Source organism: Desulfosediminicola flagellatus, from assembly GCF_005116655.2.
GTDB classification, from domain to species: domain Bacteria; phylum Desulfobacterota; class Desulfobulbia; order Desulfobulbales; family Desulfocapsaceae; genus Desulfopila; species Desulfopila flagellata.
Window position 1 is genome coordinate 1,841,798 of the sequence record NZ_CP050698.1, and the last position, 24,769, is coordinate 1,866,566.

The 24,769-nt window shown below is 42.6% G+C and carries 17 protein-coding genes and 1 riboswitch; of the genes, 10 read left to right on the forward strand and 7 right to left on the reverse strand.

Annotated features, from left to right (window positions below):
* Window positions 1–93 precede the first annotated feature (93 nt).
* A complete protein-coding gene (locus FCL46_RS07670; protein WP_136807061.1) occupies window positions 94–1,923 on the forward strand; it encodes a sensor domain-containing diguanylate cyclase in 1,830 nt (609 codons plus the stop codon).
* A 94-nt stretch (window positions 1,924–2,017) separates the two neighbouring features.
* Here FCL46_RS07670 and FCL46_RS07675 read toward each other — a convergent pair whose 3' ends face one another.
* Complete coding sequence (locus FCL46_RS07675) at window positions 2,018–2,272, reverse strand: hypothetical protein (protein ID WP_136807063.1); 255 nt, start codon at window positions 2,270–2,272, stop codon at window positions 2,018–2,020.
* 463 nt (window positions 2,273–2,735) lie between these two features.
* Here FCL46_RS07675 and FCL46_RS07680 point away from each other — a divergent pair, with 463 nt between their 5' ends.
* The 8 genes from FCL46_RS07680 (at window position 2,736) to FCL46_RS07715 (ending at window position 14,805) form a co-directional block, all read left to right on the forward strand.
* Window positions 2,736–3,812 (forward strand): uroporphyrinogen decarboxylase family protein, encoded by a 1,077-nt coding sequence (locus FCL46_RS07680; RefSeq protein ID WP_136807065.1) that lies wholly within the window; start codon window positions 2,736–2,738, stop codon window positions 3,810–3,812.
* 40 nt (window positions 3,813–3,852) lie between these two features.
* Window positions 3,853–4,470 carry a cobalamin B12-binding domain-containing protein gene (locus FCL46_RS07685; protein WP_136807067.1) on the forward strand — a complete coding sequence of 206 codons (618 nt, stop codon included), beginning with the start codon at window positions 3,853–3,855 and terminating at the stop codon, window positions 4,468–4,470.
* On the forward strand, window positions 4,467–5,141 hold the full coding sequence (locus FCL46_RS07690) for a hypothetical protein (RefSeq protein WP_136807068.1): 675 nt from the start codon (window positions 4,467–4,469) through the stop codon (window positions 5,139–5,141). Before FCL46_RS07685 ends, FCL46_RS07690 begins: the two co-directional genes overlap by 4 nt.
* Before the next feature lie 1,138 nt (window positions 5,142–6,279).
* Complete coding sequence (locus FCL46_RS07695) at window positions 6,280–6,825, forward strand: GspH/FimT family pseudopilin (RefSeq protein WP_136807419.1); 546 nt, start codon at window positions 6,280–6,282, stop codon at window positions 6,823–6,825.
* A gap of 13 nt (window positions 6,826–6,838) precedes the next feature.
* The gene (locus tag FCL46_RS07700; RefSeq protein WP_176371595.1) at window positions 6,839–7,570 is read left to right on the forward strand and encodes a PilW family protein; all 732 of its coding nucleotides are present in this window, start codon (window positions 6,839–6,841) and stop codon (window positions 7,568–7,570) included.
* 2 nt (window positions 7,571–7,572) lie between these two features.
* Window positions 7,573–8,070, forward strand: coding sequence for a type IV pilus modification PilV family protein (locus FCL46_RS07705; RefSeq protein WP_167505852.1), 498 nt, complete (start codon window positions 7,573–7,575; stop codon window positions 8,068–8,070).
* Between the two features lie 4 nt (window positions 8,071–8,074).
* A complete protein-coding gene (locus FCL46_RS07710; RefSeq protein WP_136807074.1) occupies window positions 8,075–8,743 on the forward strand; it encodes a PilX N-terminal domain-containing pilus assembly protein in 669 nt (222 codons plus the stop codon).
* A gap of 47 nt (window positions 8,744–8,790) precedes the next feature.
* On the forward strand, window positions 8,791–14,805 hold the full coding sequence (locus FCL46_RS07715; RefSeq protein ID WP_136807076.1) for a pilus assembly protein: 6,015 nt from the start codon (window positions 8,791–8,793) through the stop codon (window positions 14,803–14,805).
* A gap of 134 nt (window positions 14,806–14,939) precedes the next feature.
* On the opposite strand, the gene thiC is transcribed toward FCL46_RS07715, so the two are convergent.
* From thiC to thiS, 5 genes are all read right to left on the reverse strand, one after another.
* Window positions 14,940–16,244 (reverse strand): phosphomethylpyrimidine synthase ThiC, encoded by a 1,305-nt coding sequence (gene thiC, locus FCL46_RS07720; RefSeq protein WP_136807079.1) that lies wholly within the window; start codon window positions 16,242–16,244, stop codon window positions 14,940–14,942.
* 136 nt (window positions 16,245–16,380) lie between these two features.
* The gene (gene thiF / locus FCL46_RS07725) at window positions 16,381–17,004 is read right to left on the reverse strand and encodes a sulfur carrier protein ThiS adenylyltransferase ThiF (RefSeq protein ID WP_136807081.1); all 624 of its coding nucleotides are present in this window, start codon (window positions 17,002–17,004) and stop codon (window positions 16,381–16,383) included.
* Window positions 17,001–18,110, reverse strand: coding sequence for a 2-iminoacetate synthase ThiH (gene thiH, locus FCL46_RS07730; RefSeq protein ID WP_136807082.1), 1,110 nt, complete (start codon window positions 18,108–18,110; stop codon window positions 17,001–17,003). The genes thiF and thiH overlap by 4 nt, the downstream gene beginning before the upstream one ends.
* 14 nt (window positions 18,111–18,124) lie before the next feature.
* Window positions 18,125–18,913, reverse strand: a complete 789-nt coding sequence (locus tag FCL46_RS07735) for a thiazole synthase (RefSeq protein WP_136807084.1) — start codon at window positions 18,911–18,913, stop codon at window positions 18,125–18,127.
* Window position 18,914: 1 nt separating this feature from the next.
* Entirely contained in the window at window positions 18,915–19,115 is a 201-nt protein-coding gene (thiS, locus tag FCL46_RS07740; RefSeq protein WP_136807086.1) for a sulfur carrier protein ThiS, read from the reverse strand.
* A 144-nt stretch (window positions 19,116–19,259) separates the two neighbouring features.
* Window positions 19,260–19,362: riboswitch (TPP riboswitch) on the reverse strand.
* A gap of 745 nt (window positions 19,363–20,107) precedes the next feature.
* Between thiS and FCL46_RS07745 the strand changes: the two genes are divergently transcribed.
* Window positions 20,108–20,482: a SpoIIAA family protein gene (locus tag FCL46_RS07745; protein ID WP_136807088.1), complete on the forward strand. Its 375-nt coding sequence runs from the start codon at window positions 20,108–20,110 to the stop codon at window positions 20,480–20,482.
* Window positions 20,483–20,561: 79 nt separating this feature from the next.
* Here FCL46_RS07745 and FCL46_RS07750 read toward each other — a convergent pair whose 3' ends face one another.
* On the reverse strand, window positions 20,562–23,930 hold the full coding sequence (locus FCL46_RS07750; protein WP_167505853.1) for an autotransporter domain-containing protein: 3,369 nt from the start codon (window positions 23,928–23,930) through the stop codon (window positions 20,562–20,564).
* Window positions 23,931–24,769: the final 839 nt, after the last annotated feature.

Genomic DNA, 24,769 nt, shown 5'->3' on the forward strand with positions numbered 1-24,769 from the left:
GTCTCAACGTGTGTGCTACAGTGATTAAAAGGACTGTTTTGCTGCTCTTTCCATTAACGACCATCCAGGAAATCGAGAAAAGAGGCTGAATGAATGAAGTTAATGATTCTCTTTCACTGTGTCACAGCGCTTCTTGCTCTATTGACTCCCTGGAATCTATATGCAGTCGATGATGGAGATTGTGTAAGTCTGAATAGAGGAACATCAACCTATAATCTTGAGGGATTGGTGAGTTATTATGAGGATAAGAGTACCAACAGGACAATTGATGAAATCCTTAATGATACGTCAGTTTCCTGGAATCGATTAGCAGAAGTTGTGCCGAGTTTTGGTTTTAGCAACTCAGCCTATTGGTTGAAAATTGATGTCTGTCAGCCATGGAAAGAAGGTGAGAGGACTGTTCTTGAGGTGTCTTATCCGTTACTCGATTCAATAGATGTGTTTGGTGTTGTGGAAAATACTATTGTTTATAGAGTCCATACTGGTGATGGGATTCCCTATAGTCAACGACCGGAACAACACCGGAATTTTATATTTTCTCTGCCGATTTTTCAGTCAGAGGCTACCATCTATTTACGTATTCAGACAGAGAGTGCTGTTCAGGTGCCTATGGCATTTTTCACAGCAACGCAATTTTTTGAACATAATCAGAAAATTATTTTTATTCAGGGCTGTTATTTCGGAATCATTCTGGCAATGATCTTTTATAACGTGTTTCTGTTCTTTTCCCTGCGTGAATGGCCCTATCTTTTATATGTTGTTTTCACGTGTTTCTATTTCAGTTTCCAGGGCGTTTTACAGGGCTTTTTTCAACAGTTTTTGCTTGATTCTGTCTGGTGGCAACAGCATGCGTTGCTGATATTTGGCTATTTTACAATGGTATTTGCCAATTTGTTTGCGGTATCGTTTTTGAATCTCACAAGAAAAATACCTGTTATTGCAAAACTGCTGCATGGTATCGCGTTTCTTGCTGTATTGGCGGCAATGTTGGCTCCGGTCATGTCGTATGGGCCGATGGTTAAACTGATGCTGGCCATTGCAATACCCAGTGCTTCGCTGATTATGATATCAGGGGTTCAGTTATGGTGGTCAGGCCATTTGCCTGCACGAATATTTACGTTGGCGTGGTTTACCCTACTTTTCTCATTTGTTTTAGCTTCGCTAAGCAAGTTTGGGATCTTACCGAGAGCGTTCTGGACAGACAATAGTATGCAGATCGGAGGAGTTCTTGAAGTTCTACTTTTGTCGATTGCTCTCGGTGAACGGATTAACGAAGAAAAGCGTCAGCGTATTCTCGTAGAACAGAATCTCTCAAGTTCACTGGAACAAATGGTAGAGGAAAGGACATCCGAATTGAATCATGCTCTGGAGCAGTTGGAAGAAGCCAATATCATTTTAGATAAAATGAGCCTGACGGATAGTCTTACCCAAATTCCGAATCGCAGAGCATTCGATAAGCATATAGAACGTGAATACAGCAGTGCAAAGCGTGAGGGGGCCCCAATAGGCCTTGTTATGATCGATATAGATTATTTTAAGAATTTTAATGACACCTACGGTCATCAGGTTGGTGATGAGGTATTGCAAAATGTTGCCAAGACTCTTAGAGCATTGGCTACCCGACCAAGCGATGAGGCCTTTCGGTATGGTGGTGAGGAATTTGCTGTACTGTTAAGTAATACCAATCTTGAAGGTGTGATCATCGTTGCTGAGAAAATGAGAAAGGCAATTGAAAAGCTTCCGCTAAATATCGATGGAGAAACCTGTGTAATAACAATTAGTGCAGGTATCAGCGTTTATGATCAATCTGTGCCTGGTATCGATATATATGATCTGGAACTATTTATAAGTGAGGCTGACGCACAATTGTATAGGGCAAAAGAGATGGGGCGTAATTGCGTATCTTCTCCGCAGTGCGGTTAGTGTAGATGTAGTGACTTGAATGGGGGGAGTATCAGAGAGCGTTGATAAGGTATCAGTTTACGTAATCTGAATTTGCAGACGTATGAGTTTTTTGTCAGTGTTTATTGTTTAAACGAAGCTGTACCTCTTTTTCTAACTGCTCAATAACACGTCGTAATGGTTCTGATTTGCGAATGGGGCCGGAGTTGTTCCATCCATCTTTGAGCGTTTGAGTGGTTTTTTGTCTGAACTGTTCAAGAGAATCTGCAAATTCCCTCCAGCCAAACAGCTTTTGTATCACATGCCGCTCTTCCGAATTAAGGTCATTGTCCGTATCAATCTCTGTTTTATCGTCTAATTTAATTATCATAAAAATACTCATTCATCCAATAATGCCAAGCGTTTTAAGCTGATTAGCAGCTAACGGCCGCTGGGGTGTATTGTTCTTCTCTGTTTTCAATTAACGCAATTATACTCGGATTACAATATCAAGGATCGTATAGGCGCTATCTCAATGAAATTGTCTACATAGTAATAATCAGATTTTCTTATCATTTCCCCAGAAATATTTTGTTAGAGGGGTGCCATGTGATCGGTTGTGCTAGTTTGGGGTAGGCTGAGCGGTTTTGCCGATTAAATTGATAGGTAATAACGATGTGATGAGCGCGATTTATCGTATCTAACAATTTGACTTATCTATTCGGATTGTTTTTAAAACTCTGAATTGAATTGCTGCATATTAGCGTTGTCCTGAAGGGTGATTCAAAAAATATTTTGCGTCGCATATTCGAACGTACCCAATATGATCATTATTTACACATGGAGAAAATACGATGGAGCAGATGTCATCTATGGAGAGGGTCCTGGCAACCATACGCGGTGAAGAGACCGATAGGGTTCCTGTTTGCAGTTTAGCCGTTGGGGTAGCGCGTAAGGTGAGTGGATGCAGTTTTCCTGAATTTTCTATGAGTAGTGAGTCAGCGGCTGAAGCTATGATCCTGACCAATCAATTGGTTGGTGACGATATTATTCTTTGTTTCACAGACCTTTCAGTAGAGGCAGCTGATTTCGGCCAGGAAATGATTTATCCGGATCAGACTACAGCCCATCCTAATTACGATAATCTTCTTGTCAAAACACCTGGAGACTACAGCAGACTGAAACGTTTTAAGGCAGATCAAGGCAGAAGAATGAGCACATATCTCGATCTTTGCGGTCAACTGGTTTCGAGAGTGGGGCAGGATGTTCCGATATTGGGATTTATTTATGGGCCGCTTGGAGTTCTCGGGATGCTGCGCGGAATGGAAAACCTCTACAGGGATATTCTTGAATGCCCGGAAAATGTAAAAGAGGGGCTTGAGATTGTAACTGACGTTCTGGTCGATTTTGTGCGTGGTCAGTTTGGTCGGGGAGTGGCAGGGGTCTGTATTGATACACTTCCAGCATCACGGTCAGGAGTTATGCCCAATGTGTGGGAAGAATTCGAGGGTGTTTATGCCAAGAGAATTAAAGATGAGATTGTAACTCATGGTGTGCTCAATGCTCATCATGGTTGCGGCTTTTCACCATATTTTAAGGAAGTTCGTAAATGGCTTGAACCTGCTGTTCTCAGTTTTGCAGATGTACCGGAAGATTGTTCGACCATGGCTGAAGCTAAAGAAAAATATGGGCGTGAATCAATCCTGATGGGTTGCGTGCCTACTGAACTTTTGTATAGCGGAACGCCGGCAGATGTTGTGCGCGAATCGGTCCGGCAGATTGATTTGCTTGGTTCGGGGGGCAACTTCATTCTGGCACCTACCTGTGAATTTCCGCCAAACGGAGATTTGTTGAATGCACGAGCAATGGTGACAGCGGCTGAGCAGTATTCGTCTATTCGGGCACGTCAGGAAGAACTGGCTGCTGTGTGATTCAGGGACAAAAAAATCATTTGAAAGAGGAACGAAAAACATGGACCAAACGTTTGTCGAACTAAAAGAAGCAATTATTCAGGCAGATAGCGCCAAAGTTGATAATTTACTTGAAGTATTGAAAGGCGACCTGGATTTTGAGTCTCTTTGTAGTAAATGCATAGACCCGGCTCTTGATACGTTGTGTGCAAACATCATAAACAGGAATGGAGCGGTACCTGAACTGTTGATGGGGTTAAAGCAGGTGCAACGGATTTCGGATGTAGCCGGGCCTCAGGTTGCGGGAAGACGCGGTGAAAAAATCCTGATGGGGGTTGTGGAAGGGGATATCCATGATATGGGTAAGAACGTTATCCGGGATGTATGCACAGGCTATGGTTATGAAGTTATTGATCTCGGAAAAAATGTAACTCCAGATCAGTTTACCAGCACAGCTCTTGCTCAGAAAACGGATATTGCCTGTCTCTCAACTATGATGAGTACAACTATAGAGGCTATGGAGAGAACAATAGTCCAGCTTAAGAATTCCCGCCCGGGAATTAGGGTTTTGATTGGTGGGGCGTTTATGGACAATGAACTTGCCGTTAAATTACAGGCCGATGGCTATGCTGAAAATGCATCGGTAATAATGAATGAGATAGAGCGGATACTCCATTGAAAGAGTGTATATTTGTAATTGACGAGATAGACCGTAAACAGGTTCTGGCTGCACTGGGGTATTCGGCCAGCAACCTGCCTTCAGAGCAATTGCTATCTCGGTTTGATGAACTCCTGGATACGGTTGCCAGAGAGGTTAAGGGCCTTTATGTGCGGAAAAATATTATAGGCCGTGATAATGATCTTGTGCTTACAGATGCAGGAGTTATAGACAGTCAGAGTTTTGGAGAACTTGCTGCCAGTGCAGATAGCGTAGCTTTTGCGTTGGTCACTGCTGGTCATGAAATGGATGAGTTACTTCACGGTTGCAACGACATGGTGGATGCAATGCTATTGGATGCCCTGGGTTCAGTCATTGTTGAACAGGGTGTTGAACTCTTACGGAATGAACTTTCTCATGTGTTAGGGAAGTATGTCTCATTACCTTTTAGCCCGGGCTATTGTGATTATCCGCTGGCTGAACAGGAATGTATATTTACGCAACTGGGAGATTCTCCATTAGGGGTTAATTATCATCCTGTTTCATTTATGATGAGTCCGGTTAAAACAATCAGCTGTATTCTAGCGGTAGGAGATCTCCCTCTGGAAACAAATCCGTGTTCCTTGTGCCGACTTGAAATGTGTCAGATGCGTAGAATGACAGGTAAGAACATCGCCGAGGTTGTCGCGTAATAGAAATATGGAGGTTTGCGATGGTGGTGGAGACCTTCTTGTGTAAGAAATATTGGTGAGTGTATCAACGATACATTTTATATATGGTCTTGTGGTGTAGTTAGACGTTGTGTTGGGGTAGGCAGTAAAGGAGGAAAAAATGTTCAGAGTCAGGAAAAGATAATTGTGTTTACGTGTTCACTGTAACATCATTATGCGCGAATCCTCGGAATAATACTATTGCTAATTAGCTAAATAGACCACGATCAACGTATAGTGATGCTGAATGTTAATATACTCCTGGTTTGCCATCTTGAAATTAATCGCTTCTTTGCAGAAAGCACTGCATAAATCAAAACTTCACAGAGGTATTTTACTTATATGTTCACATTGCAGGAAGGTTCGCGATGAAGAAGGTCCATGGAGCCTGATGGAATAGTATGTCAGGCTCCATTCTGACGCAAAGTTCGTCATAGCCTTTGACTGGACTGTATTGAGGAACCCTATCCTGAAATTGCAAGGAGGCATTGAATAAAGTTTAAACGTTTATAAAACTGAAATGTATACACCTTGATATTTCTTACTGCTTTTTCTGGTTTCACCATCTATTGGGATATGTGAAAATATTGGCTATGAAGAAGCCTTCCTGTCTAAATCCCTTGATACCTCTGCTGTAATAATCGATTATTCTTTACTGATTTCGTGTTTGCTCGCTGAAAAAGCAAGCGAATCATCTATTCCCCTGTCATTTAGCGAAGTTTTCTCTGGTTGTTTTCAGGATATATTCTCTTCTAACTCAGCATTTCTCATCAATAGAAGTTTTTCATTTGATGATCATTGATGGTGCTTTAATTCCTGTCGTAATCCTGCGGTAAATACCAATTTCAAAAAAGCACTGTTAGAATTGATCGGTATCAATAACGACGTGTCGAAACAAAAAGATGGTGATGAAACATTTTGATATCGCATAAAAAGTTGTGGTTCGTGGATAAATACTATATGTTAGCGGAAGATGAAAAGCCCTGTAATATTAACTGCTTCAACTAATCAACAGGAAAGGGGGGCGACAGCTTGAGAAGGGATACTCCATCAATTATGCAGGAAAAAACCCGTTCAAATTTATGGGTACTCACTTTTTTTAATTTCTTAAGTGTTTGATATGAAAAATTATAAAGGCAATTCATTTTTTAGAAAAAAACAGCAAGTAATTGCTGGGTTTTCGCTAGTGGAATTAGCAGTAGTTATGGCTTTAATTGGTATCCTTTCAGCGATCGCAATACCGAATATTATGGGATGGATGCCCGGGATTCGTTTACGGGATTCTTCTCATCAATTGCTTTCAGATTTTTACATGGCAAAATCTGAGGCAATTAAACGAAACAGAAATGTAGTTGTAGCTTTTACATCAGTGAATTGTGTGCCTGATGTGCCCGATGGCGCCGGTAGTTATCGTGTGTTTATAGATGATGGCAAAGATGGTGGAACAGCAAAGAATAATATTCTGGATGGTGGGGAGATTATCCTGCTGAATAAAACGATGCAGAAAGATTGTGCATTATGCTCTGAAACTTTCGGAGGAGAAATAGGGTTTCAGCCAACGGGCGTACCTGTTGGCTTAGAAAATGGAACAGCAAAACTTTCGAATACACGATCTCGTTCATATTCAATTGCGGTAAATGCAGCGGGCAATATTTCACTCAATTAATGAAAGTGACACTATGAAAGACCTGGATTTTCATAATATGCAGCACAGAACGGCAGAGCAAGGGTTTACACTCATTGAGGTACTTATAACGTTGGTTATTTCAATGTTTATTATGGCTGCTGTCTATTCCGCATACATAGCCCAACAGCATCAATATACTAACCAGACCCAGGTAATTAAAATGCAGCAAAATATTCGGGCTGTGGTCAGCTTTATGAAAGATGAGCTGCGAATGGTTGGCTATGACCCTACAGGTTCTGCCAATGCAGGATTTGTTTCAGCTGCAATTAATCGCGTTCAGTTCACCAAAGATATAACAAATAGCACCGGGACTGCAGATGATGGTGACAGTGCATTGGACGGTCCTTTTGAGAATATTGTATTAGGTTTCAGGGACGCTGATGATGCCAATAACGACGGAATTGCTGATAGCGGTGCAGCTTCTATCTTTGTAAGAACTGACCCGGGAGCTACTTTTTCAGAAATAGCGGATGATATTCATGCTATTGAGTTTAGTTATATTCTTAATAATTCGCCACCCACCACTACAACCTCACCAGCAGTTCCATATCAAATAGATTCTGTAACAATTTCTATCCTTGCTAGGGCGTCTAAGCCGGATCACAATTTTACAAACAATCTGGTTTATACAACCGGTGCTGGCAACTCCTGGGGACCATTTGGGGATAATTATCGCCGACGATTGATTGTGGCCAACGTAAAATGCAGAAATCTTGGACTTTAATTATGACGCGTGAAATTCATTTGTACAAAACCAGGGAGTGTCAGGGGTTTACACTCATTGAAACTGTTGTGGCTATGGTCATTTTGACCATTGGTATTCTTGCCCTCTATTCAATGCAAACAACGTCTGTGAGATTTAATGCAACTGCAAGCGCTTTGACGACATCGGCGAGTTGGGCAAGTGACCGAATTGAACGTTTGCTCGCTTTAGATTTCGATGATCAGCAGTTGAAGGATGACAATGATGCGACAGACCTGGCGCCTGCCATAAATGGTAATGGTGCAGCAGGATTGGATGACACCTCAGCCACTGTTGATGGTCGAGATCTTTCACCTGACGGGAAGTATGTGATTTACTGGAATGTTGCTGATTACATAACGCCAAACCCAAATTTGTTATCAGAGTCTACGCTAAAAGCTATTCGGGTCATAGTGCAGAGGAGTGATTCTGGTAGAACCAGGGAAGTTGTTCTGAATTATTACAAACAAAAGGTTTTTTGAATCTATGAAGCGTAATTGGTTTGGCAGGAAGAAATTAAAGCAGAATTCCAGCGGATTCATTCTGGTTGTTTCACTCTTAATATTGCTGGTGTTGACATTTATAGGTATCGCCATCAATCGCTACACAACCACTGAGCTCAAGATTACCGCAAACGATAAACTTCATCTGCAGTCATTTTATCAGGCTGACGGTGGCAGTGAGTTTGGCGCGGAGGCTCTTGAACAAAATATTGCCTGTATTTTGTTCAGCAATAATGGTGATGGCGTTGAATGGTTGGATACTGCAGCAAATGGCGACATGGTGTTGGATGGCAATATTGCTGTCGAAAAGGGGGCTGAGATGTTGTGGCTGAATTCGATAGGGAAATGGACAGGAACCGGAATGGATTTTCCCACTGATGATAATCGAGACATGTGGTTTCCACCGGTTTATGGAGCAGGTGAGCCACATACCAATATCACTGTAGAAGGAATTGTAGATTTAATACCAGGTGCGTCCATCATTCAGGCTGCGGGTTACGTTGGGCTGGGTCGAAGTTCTGCAGTTGCAGGGGTAGCAATGGATTACGAAATCCATTCTCGACATCTTGGTTTGGGAGAGAGTGAGAGCCAAATCAGGATTGAGTGGCGCCACATTGTTGGCAGGGAAGAAAACTATTGCAGATACGACTGATGAAGTTGACGAAACATTACGATGCATCACTCGACTGGAGAATTTTAATGAAGTTTTTAAAGCAATCAGCGTTTATTGTCAGTCGTTTGTTTTTGTTTGCGACACTAACTTTTATACCTCTTGGAGCCAAGGCCAATGTCTGTCAGGATGGGCTTGGTCTTCCACCGTTCCTCTCAGCTGGCGCTGACCCTAATCTTCTGCTTGTTCTAGATAACTCCGGTAGTATGCTTGATTTGGCTTACGTTGATGAGAGCAACATCGGTGAATGTGTAGATAAAGGTTATAGTGCGTCCAAACAATATGCCGGACTGTTTGACCCAGATAGGTGGTATAAATGGGTCGATAGTGACAGGCAGTGGTTGAGTGGTACAAAATATGAGATTGGAGATATAGTTTATAGTAATGGTGTCTTTTATCGCGCCGAATCAGTTACATCAACTTTCTCAACCGGTGCAGATATAGAATCAGACACTTCGGTCATTTGGGAGGAGGTTCATTACATTAGGACCTGGACCAATGGTGAGAGTTATCCTGAGAACAGTTTCGTCAGGTATGAGGATCAGCTTTACTATAGTAGTTCTGGTGGTATTGCAAATGATTCCGATACAACAGACGGTGTTACCATTCAAGGTGATACTCTTAAGTGGGTGGCTGTCGAATCTACCTGGCTGAATGCTTTTGCATATGTTGCAGGCGACATCGTCAGCGATAAAGGTATGCTCTATATTGCTGCCACGGCAGGTATTTCTTCAGGAACCGGTGTCGCCGATGATGCAGAAGTCACATGGGTGAGGTTAAGTGAAGGATATTTTCAGCAGGAAGAATATCAAACTGTCACAGATGCAGCAAGTGCTCTAAGTGGGTTTGCCGGGTCACCTTACAGGAATGATGATATTTATCTTCATATACAATCCGTAGATGGAACTCCTGCATCTGTACCTGCGTTCGCGGCAAAAGGTAATTTATTGAATTGGGCAGCTGCGTCTAAATTTGACATTCAAAAGGAGATCCTGACAGGCGGTAAGTATGATGATAATCAGGACTTACTTATAAGTGAAGGGCGTGGTTGCTCTTCGCGCGGGTTTGTTAAAGAAATTCAAGTCACTGGTGGAACAGGAACTTCAGTGATCACCTTCTCAATACGCGGCTTCAATGAAGATGATTGGGTTGATAGTACCGACAATACCACTCGAATAGAGATATTGGGCGTTTCCAGCGGAGGTTTTATCGGATCAACTAGGCAGGAAGCATGTCAAACTGCAATTGATGAGGTTGCAAAAGGTGCTGCTGCTATCCAAGGCACAATAAAAAACAGCGTAAAAACTTGTCTGGCCTATGATGGAGCAAACAATGTCTTGGCCGATTCCAACGCTGCATATAATCATTCAATTCACACATGCTGGTCAATTGTTAAAAAGGGATATACTACTCCCGCTCAACTTGGAAATGTCAGCGAGATCTACAATGCCTGTGAAAAAATATATGAAAACGGAATTGAGCCTGCAACAATAGACCCGCAAGACAGCGGTTATATGTGCTACGGTGTATATAATCAATCAATTCCTGACGCTGACTCACCGACAGGGGGCGGAAGCTCAAGACTAGGCTATATTGGACGCTGCTGGGAGACTGGTGAGTTTTCGGAGGAGGCGGAGTGTCTTCCTGTAACATGTACAAGCAGTGACAATGACCTTACAGCCGACCCGGCAGTAAAATGTTTTGAAGACAAACTGCTGTATGAGTGTAGCGGTAATTATAACACCAACAGCAACAATTGTAACAAGCCCTGGGTCAAAAAGCTAACAGGATCTGGAGTAGGAAGTGATGGACTTTGTGATGATTCAACGATTATCACGAATGGAAAGTGGACAGACGATGTAAATCCCAGCGATGCGGATCAATGTGTTCGAGAAGCAATGTGGGATTATTGTGGTTCACTACAAATCCCTGAAGTAATTGATCCCTCAGATCAGATTTTTAATACCGGTGAAACTTGGGGTATGGTCGGTTCCATGATCGACTCTGGAATTGTAGCGGAGTTCGGTACTGATCGCCCGCTTATTGTCATGAAAGGCTATATCAGTCAATCTTCTACTCCAGAAGGGCTACTTCATGAGGTTGCAGGAGATATTCGCCTGGGTGCAATGGCGTTCAACGCAAATGGCGCTTATACCGAATGTCAGGAGCAGGTTGTTAACGATACTATCGTAAAGTATTGCCCTGATTTCAACCGGGATGGTGCAAAGGTTATAGCGCCAATTAACGCTGGAGATGCGGTGGTTGGTACCACGACACACATTACTGCGCTTACAGGTGCAATTAATGATATTCGTGCTACTGCATGGACGCCATTGGCAGAGGCGCTATACAATGCCCTTGGTTACTATGGCCAGAACACATCCATGCGACTGGATAGCGGTGATTTTCAAACCGCACTTGAGAACAGTGACTGGGCAGACCCTGTGCAATACTCGTGTCAGGAAAACTACATACTTGCCATTACTGAAGGTGCATCCACTGCTGATATACATCCAGACGTAAAAGCGTTGATCACCTCAATGGGGTTGGAAGACGGTACTGTTGCTGCCGCTGATGAAGGGGAGTGTAAAAATACAAATGGGAAGAGTGATCTTTTTGGCTCAACCTATTTGGATGATCTCACCTTCTATGGCCAAAATGCATCTGTTAGCAATCTGTTTACCACTCCATCAGAAAATCCAGGTCAAATGGTGAGTGATGATGGTACGTTTAATGATAAGCAGAACATAACGACCTATATGGTTGTCGCAGGTAACCCCCGCGACAATAAAACGTTAAGTGAATGCAACCCTGCAACGCTCATGAAAAATGCCGCTGAAAACGGTGGCACCACGTTGCTTACAGGGGAAGATCCTGCTGCACTTGAATCTAATCTTCGAACAGCACTTTCAGATATTCTTTTTCGTGCTTCTGCGGGATCTGCAGCCTCAGTCATTTCGAGTTCCAGAAGTGGTGAGGGCGGTGTATATCAGGCTATCTTCTGGCCTAAAGTTGACCGGGGGATCGGCAAAGAACCACTGACCTGGATTGGTGACGTACATGCCTTCTTTATTGATGAACGTGGATATCTCTGGGATGATTACAGTGGAAATGCCAATGATACCTTTGGAGAACTCTGGACAGAAGACACCAACGGTAACGGGATTCTAGACGAAGGTGAAGATGTTTATCCTGTTGATGCAGATGGGAACGCAGTACCAAATGGTAAGCTGGATGGTGATAGAAGGGTAATTACCTATTACAACGAGACGAGTAATTCAACACAGGTTTGTCTTAATCAATCAGTGATTGATATAGGTGTCTGCAACCAATCCGATTATTTCAATACAACTGAAACCTCAATTGATCTGAAGGATTTTGACGCATATCTCTGGTCGGTAAAAGAGCGATTGGCGGAGATTGGAGATAGCGATATCCTGGAAAATCGTACGATAACCAATGGGAAGTGGAATTTTTCAGGCGGTTATCCTAAGCGATATATTTTTACCTGGAATGATCTTAACAATGACGGAATCGTTGATGCGGATTTCGATGGAGATGGTTCTGTTGATGGTGATTCTAGCGTTAATGAGGTTCTTGAATTTTTAGCAGGTCAATATGCAAGCGAATTAGATACCTATACTTCCAATAATAATCGGAGTTCAATTTTACAGGATTTCAACGTTGAGACAGCTGGTGAACTCGACAAGCTTATAAAATGGGTGCGCGGATACGATGAGTTTGAACCGGCGGAAGATGGAAGTTTTACACCCAACGATCTTACTGAAGATATAAACGATAATGGTATTCGTGACACAATCTTACGTTGCCGCCAGTATCCTGATTGCGATTATACGACATTAAACCGGGAAACATGGAGATTAGGTGATGTTATTCACTCCACTCCAACTCTGGTTTCAAGACCGTCAGAAGGGTATCATTATATTTACAAAGATCTTGATTATGCAAGATTTTATAAGAAATATCTTAATCGTCGCCATGTAATCTATTTTGGTGGCAATGATGGGATGCTTCATGCCGTAAATGGTGGTTTTTATCAGGCTGGAGTCAGTAAATTTATGCCATGCCGTGATGATCAACGTGACTCGTCCACAGGGGAATGTGCGGTAAGCCGACCTTATGAAGGTACATCGGAGCAGGCGTATCCTCAACTGGGAGATGAATTGTGGGCTTATGTTCCCTACAATTTACAGCCGCATCTGAAATGTCTTGCTGATCCATCATACGAACATAAATATTTCGTTGATGCACCCCCAAGGATTTTTGATGTTCGTATTTTCCCAGATGATGAAATACATCCCGGAGGCTGGGGAACTATCCTTGTCGGCTATATGGGATTTGGAGGGGCTCCACACGAAGCGGAGGATCCAGGCGGTGTAGGAGAAAATCGTAAGTTTGTTTCATCCTATTTCGTTTTGGATGTCACTGATCCAGAGAGAGCACCGAAACTTATTGCTGAAATGACTACCACCACTCAACTTGAGGATTATGATGGTGATGGTGTGTCAGAAGATAAATATGCAAGGATGGGATATACAACATCGATGCCATCGGTTGTTGTGATGAGAAATGATTTAGGTTTCTCAGAATGGTTTCTGGTTCTCGGAAATGGACCTACAACTATTGAAGGTGAAAATGACCAGCAGGGAAAAATTGGTATTGTACCTTTGAATTCACTTACAGGGGTGAACTGGAAGGTAAATCAGGATGGTTCATATGATCCTACCTCACGCACACCGTTTCGAATTCCAAATGAAGAGCCGACAACAGCATCTACTATTGCAAACATGGGGCGAAAGCTCATCCCAGGAACACGATACGGGATCGAAAGCTTTATTGGTGACATTGTAACAGTTGATTTCGACATCAGAAACGCAAGTGCGACTGCTACAGGTGTTGCTTACAAATCTGATGTGGTCTATTTCGGAACAACTGATGGAACGGGTTTTGATCTTGCAGATGGTGATTGGGGCGGGGATGGTCGTCTCTACAGATTGCTAACCCAGAAACTGGACGTAGCCACCGGAAAGCAAGTATATGCATATCCCGAAGACTGGGAATTGAAAAAAATGATTGATGCCAAAGGGCCAATCACAGCTGCACCAAATGTGGGTTTTGATAATACGGATTACTGGGTGTATTTTGGAACAGGCCGTTTTTATGCGCCAGAAGACAAAAGAGATGATTCAACCCAATATTTCTTTGGTATCAAAGAGCCACGCGACGAAAACTGCAATTTAACCTGGGATACTATCGATTGGTTATACAAAAATCTATTTCTGGATGAACTGGTTAAGTTATACCCTGATTATAATTGGGATGAGTTTAGTTGGTCCTCATGGAATTATCCGATTGACACTACTCCTGCTGCAGCCGAAGGCAACCGTGGACTTCTCAGGGCTGACCGCATCCGTGTTGTCGAAAATGGGACGTCAGGATTGTTTTCGTCAGCCGGTGATTATGTCTATTGTGAAGATCAATCTGGTGATAAGTGTTACCTCCCATTTTCACCGCTTAACCCTGATGATGGTGTCTCTTTACGGACATACTATTCATTTTCAGACTTAGTACAGTATGTGAAAGGAGAAGCTTGTGGTAGCACTGATAATAACACTATTGGTGTCGATGGTTGGTACAGAGAACTCAATGATTCGCGGGAAAGATCTCTTGGTATGCCAACCCTTCTCGGTGGTTTGGTAACTTTTACTACATATCAGCCTTTTGCAGATATATGCCAGGCTGAAGGTCTGAGTTCATTGTACGGTGTTTATTTCCTGACGGGAACCGCGTGGTATGAAGATGTTATCGGTACGTATAGCAATCCTGAGGGGAAATCTATTGTGAAGGATAAGCTTGACCTTGGAAAAGGGCAGGCTATGACTCCCAGTCTTCAGGTTGGAACCGGTCCTAATGAGGTCAATGCATTTATTCAGACGAGTACCGGTGAGATTGTTCAGGTGGGGCAAAAAAATAAGCCAACAGGGAGTTTCAAAAGTAAAAAGATAAGCTGGAAAAATAAATAATCCAGAATGATTACTACATCCCGATCTCCTGCGAGGAAGATCGGGATGTAATGTTGTCGCTGCTGTGTCAGGTTTGTGATTAAAATATTTCAACCATTTAATCTGTACATCTGTAGCGCTATGTATTGAAAAAGCTAATCGTTTAGCTGAATATCCTTACCTTCGCGAACCAGTTTCATGTTACGGACTGCACACATTTTTCCACACATGGTACATGAATCCTCATGCTCAGGCATTGAAGATTCCCGATATTTTTTAGGTTTAACCGGATCCATTGCCAGGTCAAACATTCTGCTCCAGTCGAGATCGCGTCTTGCTTCACTCATTTTGTAGTCCCAGTCGCGGGCACCTGGAATACCTTTAGAGATATCTGCTGCGTGCGCTGCGATTCTTGCAGCGATGATTCCTTCTTTCATATCATCTCTGTCAGGGAGGCGAAGGTGTTCAGCTGGAGTTACATAACATAAGAAATCAGCCCCATTAGCGGCAGCTATCGCACCACCGATTGCGCTGGTGATGTGATCATATCCAGGAGCAACGTCTGTTACCAATGGACCAAGCACGTAAAACGGTGCGCCGTGGCAGAGGCGTTTTTCCAGCATCATGTTGCCTGCGATCTCATTCATTGCCATATGGCCCGGACCTTCAATCATAACCTGAACATTTCTCTCCCATGCTCGCTTGGTAAGTTCACCGAGAACAATCAGTTCTTCTACCTGTGCAGCATCAGTTGAGTCATGAATACTGCCAGGTCTGCAGCCGTCACCAAGGCTAAGGGTAACATCGTATTTTTCACAGATATCAAGCAGTCTGTCGAAATGTTCATAGAACGGGTTTTCCGCATCGTTTAACATCATCCATGTGTACAGCAGCGAGCCGCCGCGTGAAACGATACTGGTGAGTCTGTCGTTACGCTTAATTTTTTCTGCGGTGGCGCGGTTGAGTCCTGCATGAATGGTAAGAAAGTCGACACCATCTTTTGAGTGGGTTTCAACAACTTCAAAAAATTCATCAACAGAGATATCTTTCAGGTTTTTGTCATAAAAACCGACAGCATCATACATTGGAACGGTACCAATCATGGCTGGCGATATTTCTAAAAGTTTTGTTCTGAACTCCTGGGTTTTACCGAAACAGCTTAGATCCATAATGGCTTCTGCTTTAAGTTCCAGCGCGTAGCGTACCTTGTCCATCTCCATATCTACATCATCACAGTCTTTTGAGATTCCAAGGTTTACATTAATCTTAGTTCTAAGGCCGGTACCAACACCTTCAGGATCAAGATTCTTGTGGTTTTTATTTGCAGGGATAATCACCTCACCTTTAGCCATCAGCTTCATGAGAAGCTTTATGTCCATCTGCTCTTTTTGGGCGACAACTTCCATTTCTCGGGTGACAATGCCTTTTCTGGCAGCGTCCATCTGGGTAGTGAAATCCATATCTGTGATCCTGTAATGTATTGGTAATTTGAAGTTATCTGATTGAAATCAGTTCTTCTGATTAACGTCTCTGCGATTGTCTAGGAGGTTGTCTGAGAATAGAAATTGGGGACAAAGAGCATTCTCGGACTGCCTCCTAATCAGTTTGCATAACGAGATTGATTGCATGCGATAAAATGACATCGGCCTGCTTGGCTGCTGCGATGGTGACACAGGGAGAGTAGGGTGGGAGCTGCTCTGAAGATTCAGAAACAAAGTCACCAATGATGTAGAGCCTCGAATTGATCTTTCTGGTTTTTATGCGATCAGTATTTCCGCAACCGGCGATACCTGATGCCGCAACAACAAGTTTTGTAGAATTGCTGAAATGCTCGATCAAAAGTTTTTTGGCTTGGGCATCATCGAAGGCTTCAACAATGCAGTCGCATTCGCCAAAGATTTGCTCAAGGTTATTTACGGTAATGCGTTCTTTTATCGTAGTTAAAGAGAGAGACGGGTTGATTTTGAGTAGGTTCTGCTTGAGTGCATCGACTTTCAAAAAGCCTCTTTGGTTAGAAAAATAGAATTGCCTGTTGAGGTTTGAGCCATCGATTGTGTCGAAATCGGCAATGACGAAATTTTGAAATCCCGATCGAACCAGATTCATTGCGCAATTTGAACCAAGTCCACCAGCACCGGCTATACCGATTTTTATGGACTTGATCATCTCCAGTTCTGCAGGCTTGAAGTAACGGGATATCCCGTCATAAAAACTAGTCATGAAATCTCGTCCCAATCTTTATAAACCGGCTGGAAATTCCTCTCCTTTAACATTGCGGATATTTCGGCAACGGATCTGGAATCTGAAATTTCAAATTGCTCGGTTTTGTCTTCTTCTTTTGTATGACCGCCCACCGCTGTTGAAACACCTGCAGACATTCTGGTTACTCCCAGGCGCAGGATATTTTCGCGAAAATCAGGGTGTTCGCGAGTCGAGATATTAATCCCGCATCGAGGCATAAATATCCTGAGTGCTGTCATTATCTGGACCATATCACGATCGCTGATCACTGCTCCCGGTTGAAATTCACCTTCATGGGGACGCATACGTGGAAGAGAAATGTTAACTTCTACTTCGGGATATTTTTTCTGCAGCCAGGCAGCGTGCATTGCTGTTACAAAAATATCTCTTCGCCAGTCACGATCTAGACCAAGCAGGCAACCTATATTGACGTTGCGCATTCCGGCTATGCATCCGCGCTCGGGTGCGTCCAGCCTGTAGCGGTAATCCTTTTTCGGCCCTTTGGGATGGAGATGTTTATACAGTTCCTGATTGTAGGTCTCCTGATAGATGGTCAAGCCATCAACACCAGACTCTATAAGCGAAGCGTATTGGTCAGTATCGAGAGCATAAATCTCTATTGAAATTGAGCTGAAATATTCACGAAGAACCGCACAACACTCTTTAAGATAGTCTACAGTGGCAATACGGGGAGCATCGCCTGTAAGGATGAGCAGATGCTTTAAACCGCTTTTGGCAATTGCTTCAGCTTCTGTTCTGACTTCATCGAGCGTGAGTTGCGTTCTAGGGATGTCATTTCTGCAATTGAATCCGCAGTATACACAGTGATTTGCACAATGGTTTGAGAGGTACATTGGGGTATATAACCCAATGGCTCTACCGAATTGTCTCCGTGTAATTTCGCTTGCTCTTTGAGCCATTTTTTCAAGATAAGGAGTAGCCTTATCAGATATGAGTGTTAAAAAATCAGTCTCTGATAGGTGCTCTTTACCGATCGCACGACTGATATCTGAATCTGATATTGAGGAGAGTGCTGAACTCAGATCAAATTCTTCAATACGGGTGAGCGTGGTATAAAAACTCATAGTATCCTCTTTGATCAGCCCAGAAATCCGGTGAGTGGTGAAGATGCAGAGGCGTCAAGCTTTTCTGCAGCTTTGCCTGCCAGAAAAGCAGCTCTGCCAGCTTTTACAGCATCACCGAAAGCGCGGCCCATAAGTATAGGGTCAGTTGCCCCTGCGATTGCAGTGTTGACCAGACAGGCGGCTGCTCCCATCTCCATAGCTTCGCATGCCTGGGATGGAGTGCCTATGCCTGCATCGACGATGATAGGTAAGGAGATCTCTTCAATGAGGATGCGTATCATCTCTTGAGTTCTAAGCCCGCGGTTAGTCCCGATAGGGGCACCCAGAGGCATTACCGCAGCGGCTCCTGCGTTAACAAGATCACGCGCGACATAGAGATCAGGATTCATGTACGGCAGCACAACAAAACCCTCTTTAGCGAGAATCTCAGTTGCTTTGGCTGTTTCATATCCATCCGGCAGCAGATAACGATTGTCTGAGATAACCTCAATCTTAATCCAGTCTCCGCATCCTGCTGCCCGCGCAAGTCGTGCTATCCTCACAGCCTCTGTATGGTTTCTGGCACCAGATGTGTTTGGCAGGAGCTGCATTGATTTCGGGATGTAGTCCATTACATTTTCGGTTGTTGCATTCAAATCAACACGTCGAAGTGCCACAGTAATGACCTCTGATCCCGAAGACTCACATACTTCAGGAATTATTGCGTCACTTGCATATTTGCCGGTCCCGGTAAAGAGACGACTGCGGAGTTTTTTGCCTCCGATTTCAAAAAGGTCATCATCCTGCTTAGGTATATGTGTCATGTCATCCGCCTCCAACAAAGCGTAATATTTCAATATGATCCTTGTTGTTCAGCATTGTTTCAGCATAGTTGGAACCTTTTACGATTTCCTGATTATGCTCAATGATAACTGTACCGGGATCAATGCCTTTTTCCTGGAGGAAGTCGGCAATGGTTAGAGTTTTTTCAAGTGATTGGACGTCGCCATTAACAATAATTTCCATCTATTAGTCCTCATACGGGATGATGGTCTTCGGGTATAATTGTTTGGCGGGTGAAGAGCTTTGGGGCAGGAATGAAAAAAGCCGACCACAAAGGGTCGGCTTTTTTAAACATCATGCATGATCTAATTCTGGAATTTTATCATGCTGGATATGTTTTAAGCTTCCCTACGGCAGTGTTAACTGCATCAGGTTCAAAGGGTTTGAATAGAATTCATCTCAGCCGGTCAAGGCTCCCCCGCAAAACAATGTAATTTTGACGATGTCTATTTGAACACTGGATATTTGTCAAGTGTTAATTCTGCCAGATTGAATAAGTACCTGAAAAGATGTTGATATTAATTGGGAGAATTATTTGTCACGGTGCATGTGATGTCAGGAGATTGGTTTTCTCTTTTTTCGAGGTTGAACTCCCGCTCGTTTGCATTTTCGTTTACACATTATGCATATTGCGGGGGATTTGAGAGGTAAACCTGATTTGGTGCAGAGGGGGGAAACTGGTTTGTTCGATGCTTTTTTGCGTGTACTTTCCATTTTGTGTCCAGATTGTGCAGTTATTACTTTTTAACGTGTTGTTCTTCAAAGTGCGAGGTTACTAGGAGGCTGTCCGAGAATAGAAATTTTCGCTCAGATCGAGGCAAAATCGAAAAATTACCGCAGGCATATGGTTAATATTCCGAGGATAATTGTTCGATTTTAACGAAGATATGAGCGGAAAGAGCATTGTCGGACAGCCTCCTAGTCGGTAACACGACTTGTCGTATATTATTACTGAATTGAAACGGCGCTAAATTAACAGGATGGCCTGGCTGTGATTATACAAAAGAAGTTAATCACCCAATTCCCATCTAGCAATATTCATACCGTTATGGCGTGATAGTCTTAGGGGAAAATGATGTAAAATATCATTTGAATGGTAGTGTTGAATTCATCAGTAAAGCCGGTTTTTATAGCTGAAAAAAATGTTTAGTGCAAACTTTTTATTGAGGTCAATTATGGTGGAAGTAGAGTTAGATACAGAATTCGGGATTGCAATTTTACGCCCTATGGGCGTTTTATCAAAAAATGATTTTGCAGCAACAGCGTGTACGATTGACCCATATATTGAGAAATATGGAAAACTTGCAGGTCTAATTGTTCATACAAAAACATTTCCAGGGTGGGAGCATTTTGGGGCCCTGATGGGGCATATGAAATTCATCAAGAATCACCACAAACAGATTTCACATGTCGCAATTGTAACAGATTCTGTAATGGGGGCACTTGCTGAGATGATCACATCTCACTTTGTTTCGGCAGAAATTCGCCATTTCGCCTTTAACGATATAGAAAGCGCACGTACCTGGATTCTCACGGCTGAGCAAGTGTGAAAATGAGTGTTGATCAACCAGTTGCCTTGTCAGTATAGAAAGATTGGTTGATCACGTTGTTTCTCTGTGTGTACAGCTATTAAAATCTCATCATTGCCTGCAGGATGATTGAATTGTCGGATATATCTTCAGAGTAAGAACCATCATAGTTTATAGAGAACAGGTAATTATTATAATTAAATTCAAGTCCTGCAGAGATATCGAGAGATGTGTCGTTACCTGTATATTGAACTGTTTTTGACGCTGCTCCGGCGGTCATTGTGTTCTTCAACTCACCATCGGTCAGAACCTGTTCTAAAGCAATCTTCATCATTGGAGTGATTTGCCACTCACCAGGATTGTAATTGCCATACCAGCTCATGCCAGCATGTGCATATATTTCATGCTCATCCATACCTCCATAGGTAGTATCAGCATTATCTAGATTGTCAGTTGTGAATTGGTCTGTATGTTGCCAAAGGTGAGTTAGGCCAACTTCAGGGATTATGCGCTGATTTCCTTGGGTGAAAATATAACCAAGATCAAAACTGGTTTTCAATCCATTGATATCGTATTCAGCAGTTTCCCGGTTTGTTGTACGTTGGTCCATATATTCATTGGTTGTGCTAAACAGGGTGGAGGTTGCTGTTGTAAGCCAGTTCGACGGAGTTCTGTAGATTCCCTGAATACCTATTGAATATGTATCTATATTTTCACTTCTTTGATCGTATCCTCTACCGGTAAAATCTATATCCGCTTTGCCATAACCTGCGTGAGCACCAATGACGAGTCTGTTGTTTACGTGATAATTATACCCCCCACTTATGCCCTTAATATCGGCTTCATATCCCATTGGAGTAGAACTGTTACTGGTATCTGTAAAATACGGCTGTATAAAGATGGAATTCTTTTTCCGATGATTTCCAAAAACAACAGAAGATGTATCTTGAGGGTTGGTGTTGGATGCGAGAAGTATACCGTCATACTCGATAGTGGTTGGATCACTTGCAAGCATATGACTTATGATGGAGTTCGTGATAGTGCTTTTGACAATGCGGGTTCCCTGGCCCGTTATGACATTGTTGACACTGGCGGCTAATAGTGGTGATGAAGTTTGTGGGTCATAGGTTATTGAGATATTTTGTAATTCAGAATCATTTTTCTCAGATAATCTTGCAAGAATATACTCTGGACTTGTCGTTTCTATCTGGAGGTTTGAAAAATACCCTTTCTTCACATTATTTTGTTTGTCACTTTCGATCAATGCCGGGATTGTGTAGGTGTTTTCACCATTATGAATATGATTATTTGTATAAACATAGAGCGTTGCATCCTCACTGAATGCTATTTTAGAACCCTTCTGCGTTGCTACCCCGAGTGAGCTTTCATAGCGTGTGTTTAATGCTTCCTGACTATCACCGAATTCCATCGCAAAACCGGTAACTGTTACTTCGTTATTCCAGCCATCTCCATAGATTTGATATGTGTTAAGTATACCACCACCGATATCCTGGTTGTTGTTATCCCTTGCACGATTGACAGAAACATCAATGAGTCCGCTCGAATGTATTTCACCTCCACCATTCATATAGATGCCAATAGCCACAGCATCAGAGCTGTTCAGTGTTGAATCCGAATCAATATAGGTTCCTGCGTGGCCTGATACTATTAGTTTTCCAGCATTGAACACTTTGTTGTTGGTGCCCCGGTACGACACTATTCCATAAGTAGCGACATCACTATTGTAAAAGTTATTGTATCCTGAGCAAGCGTCGATGATGATATCACCGTAATTGTTGATTTCACCATTTGAAGAAATGCCTATAGCATTTGTTTCAGCACCGTTGGTTGATGAGGCCAGACCGTTTATATCTCGTGATTCATCTCCACCAATTGCTATGATGTCAATTGAGCCATGGTTTTCTATTATGCCGTTACCTGAAGAATAGGTGTCTATTCCGGTTACCCAGGATTGAGATAAACCTGATATATTGCTCCCCCCAAGACTGCGCAACTGAATGTCTCCATAGTTACTGATATTACTGTCGTTGAAGAATCCTCCAGAGGAATCACCAAAGTTGGAAAATCTTGAGATTCTTGAGATACCTGTAACATCAATTCGAGAATTACCACCACTGCTGTCTTGATTAGCGTTACCACCAAGCCCAGTTATGGCGATAATACCTTGATTGAGCACATCATTTTTAGAGCTTATTCCTACTGCTGCTAATTGTGTTGAATGAGTAGCATAATCAGACCCCAACGCCTCAATAGAAATAGTATTACTATTAATAACGCTGCTTGATGAATTGATGCCAACTGTGATATTTTGCTGGCTGTTTCCACCAAAGTAATCACCTCCTTTGGTGTTCATCAGGATTTCACCATGGTTGGTGACATTGCCTTGGTGATTATCAATACCGTCCGCGTAGAGATTTGCAGATGTACCTATGTAATCTCCACCTGTTGCTTTTAATAATATCTTCCCGGTGTTGGTAATTGTTTCTAAGGAATAAATTCCATTAGCATATATGTCAGACTGCTCAGTAACAAAATTTCCGGATTGTAAAGTAACAGAAATACTTCCTTCGTTTATTACTTCTCCGTCTGAGTAGATACCATCTGCTGTTGTGCTGAAAGCAGTATTTGCATAATCACCGCCAAAAGAGGAAACCTCAATATTTCCGTAATTTGTTGTAATATACGATGAGTGGTTATGAATTCCTTGAGCAACGGCTTCTCCACGGTCTGTTGCGTTTTTACCTGCGCGGGAGGTTGCTGTGATATTGCCATGATTTACTGTCGATCGCCCATATGTCTGGATTCCATGAGATGTGGCTATTGCATCATCACTTGAATCATCTCCTCCTGTTGCTGAAACCGTTATCTCTCCGTGGTTTTCTACTTCAGCTTGAGAAAGTATGCCTGTGCTGGAACTGGAACTGCCCCCATTCGAATTGTTTCCACCTGCTGTTGTAACAGATAAGGTTCCGTGGTTGATAGTATTCTTAGTTGAGAAGATTCCATACGCTTCGGAATTTGACCTGAGTCCCCAGCTTTCAGTAGAGTTTGTCCCGCCAGCAATAGTGGAAATCGTTATGTTACCGGTGTTAGTCACAGTCCCATAACTTCTGATACCCTGGCTGAAAAAACTGCTGTCAACAAACGAATTTTCACCGGAGGTGTTGATGATTATATTCCCCTTGTTTAACACGTCTGATTGCGCTTTAATTCCTGTTGCATGATGTATGTTTGTAGCAGAACTGATTTCCCCTGGTGTTGAAGAGATTGAGATATTTCCGTAATTAGTTATAATTCCGCGATAACTGCCTAACCCGACGCCTGAAATGCTGGGTAATTCGTGGGAGTGCAAAGTTGACGGTAAAAGCTTTGAGTCAATATTGATATCACCATGATTGGTGATATCATATTCGGCATTGATTCCAAAATGGTAGATGGAACCGTACATGTTCTCATGTATGTTTGAACTTATTGTAATGTTACCAGAATTACATACGTTTTGGTTGCTTGCAATACCAGATGCTCCCAGGTATATGCGTGAATATGCGGTGGGGGTTACTTCATGAGAGCCGGTTGCCACTAGACTGATAGATCCACTGTTTTCTAAATGAAGATCTTGAACAGAGATGCCAAATAATTGCAAAGGAGAAGAGTTTCTTTCTTGAATATACGAAAGGTTTACTGCCCCACTATGTAAAAACGTGTCGTTGCTATCTGTTGTGTCCAGTATAATTAATCCAGAGGTTATCCCGTTTCCATACAAGGGTGAGTTTGCAGTACCAAGTGTGATATCAATAGTTTGGGGTGAATCTGACATGTTCAGGCGCGATACTGAAGGATAATCGTATGGAAAGTATGGAATTGTAAAAAGGACAGGCTCAACGATTTCGCTCGAAAAGGTAACCGATGATGATGCGTATGTTGGGTAGGCACAAATGAATAGGGAGTACAGTGCAATATTAACGTATTTACAATGGATTGATGAGGGCGATACGTTTTTTTTCTTTGCTGAAGTCTCTAAAAAACGGAGTGCTGGAATTTTGCTGTTAAATTGAACAGAACGCTTAAACATATTTCACCATCAATAGCAGTGTGATTTGGTTTTTTATAACGTCGAGAAGAAAAAAAATTGTTAGGCAAGATAATAGCAATGTACCTGCAAATTGCACTATAATAGTGCTGCTAATGGTTTGATATCTTTCTGTATTGTTCTGTGATATTTGGTTTGCAGGCTGGAGGGGTTGAAACTATTAGCCTCAAGAAGAAGAGGCTAATGAAATCTGGAAA

Coding starts and splice junctions, on each gene's coding strand:
- FCL46_RS07685 (WP_136807067.1), top strand. CDS start 3,853: ATGGACCAAACGTTTGTCGAACTAAAAGAAGCAATTATTCAGGCAGAT.
- FCL46_RS07715 (WP_136807076.1), top strand. CDS start 8,791: ATGAAGTTTTTAAAGCAATCAGCGTTTATTGTCAGTCGTTTGTTTTTG.
- FCL46_RS07675 (WP_136807063.1), bottom strand. CDS start 2,272: ATGATAATTAAATTAGACGATAAAACAGAGATTGATACGGACAATGAC.
- FCL46_RS07745 (WP_136807088.1), top strand. CDS start 20,108: ATGGTGGAAGTAGAGTTAGATACAGAATTCGGGATTGCAATTTTACGC.
- FCL46_RS07735 (WP_136807084.1), bottom strand. CDS start 18,913: ATGACACATATACCTAAGCAGGATGATGACCTTTTTGAAATCGGAGGC.
- thiF (WP_136807081.1), bottom strand. CDS start 17,004: ATGACTAGTTTTTATGACGGGATATCCCGTTACTTCAAGCCTGCAGAA.
- FCL46_RS07670 (WP_136807061.1), top strand. CDS start 94: ATGAAGTTAATGATTCTCTTTCACTGTGTCACAGCGCTTCTTGCTCTA.
- FCL46_RS07750 (WP_167505853.1), bottom strand. CDS start 23,930: ATGTACGGTTCCATCTACCATTTTGGAATCAATGCCGAATATGATATC.
- FCL46_RS07705 (WP_167505852.1), top strand. CDS start 7,573: ATGACGCGTGAAATTCATTTGTACAAAACCAGGGAGTGTCAGGGGTTT.
- FCL46_RS07695 (WP_136807419.1), top strand. CDS start 6,280: ATGAAAAATTATAAAGGCAATTCATTTTTTAGAAAAAAACAGCAAGTA.
- FCL46_RS07680 (WP_136807065.1), top strand. CDS start 2,736: ATGGAGCAGATGTCATCTATGGAGAGGGTCCTGGCAACCATACGCGGT.
- thiS (WP_136807086.1), bottom strand. CDS start 19,115: ATGGAAATTATTGTTAATGGCGACGTCCAATCACTTGAAAAAACTCTA.
- FCL46_RS07710 (WP_136807074.1), top strand. CDS start 8,075: ATGAAGCGTAATTGGTTTGGCAGGAAGAAATTAAAGCAGAATTCCAGC.
- FCL46_RS07700 (WP_176371595.1), top strand. CDS start 6,839: ATGAAAGACCTGGATTTTCATAATATGCAGCACAGAACGGCAGAGCAA.
- thiC (WP_136807079.1), bottom strand. CDS start 16,244: ATGGATTTCACTACCCAGATGGACGCTGCCAGAAAAGGCATTGTCACC.
- thiH (WP_136807082.1), bottom strand. CDS start 18,110: ATGAGTTTTTATACCACGCTCACCCGTATTGAAGAATTTGATCTGAGT.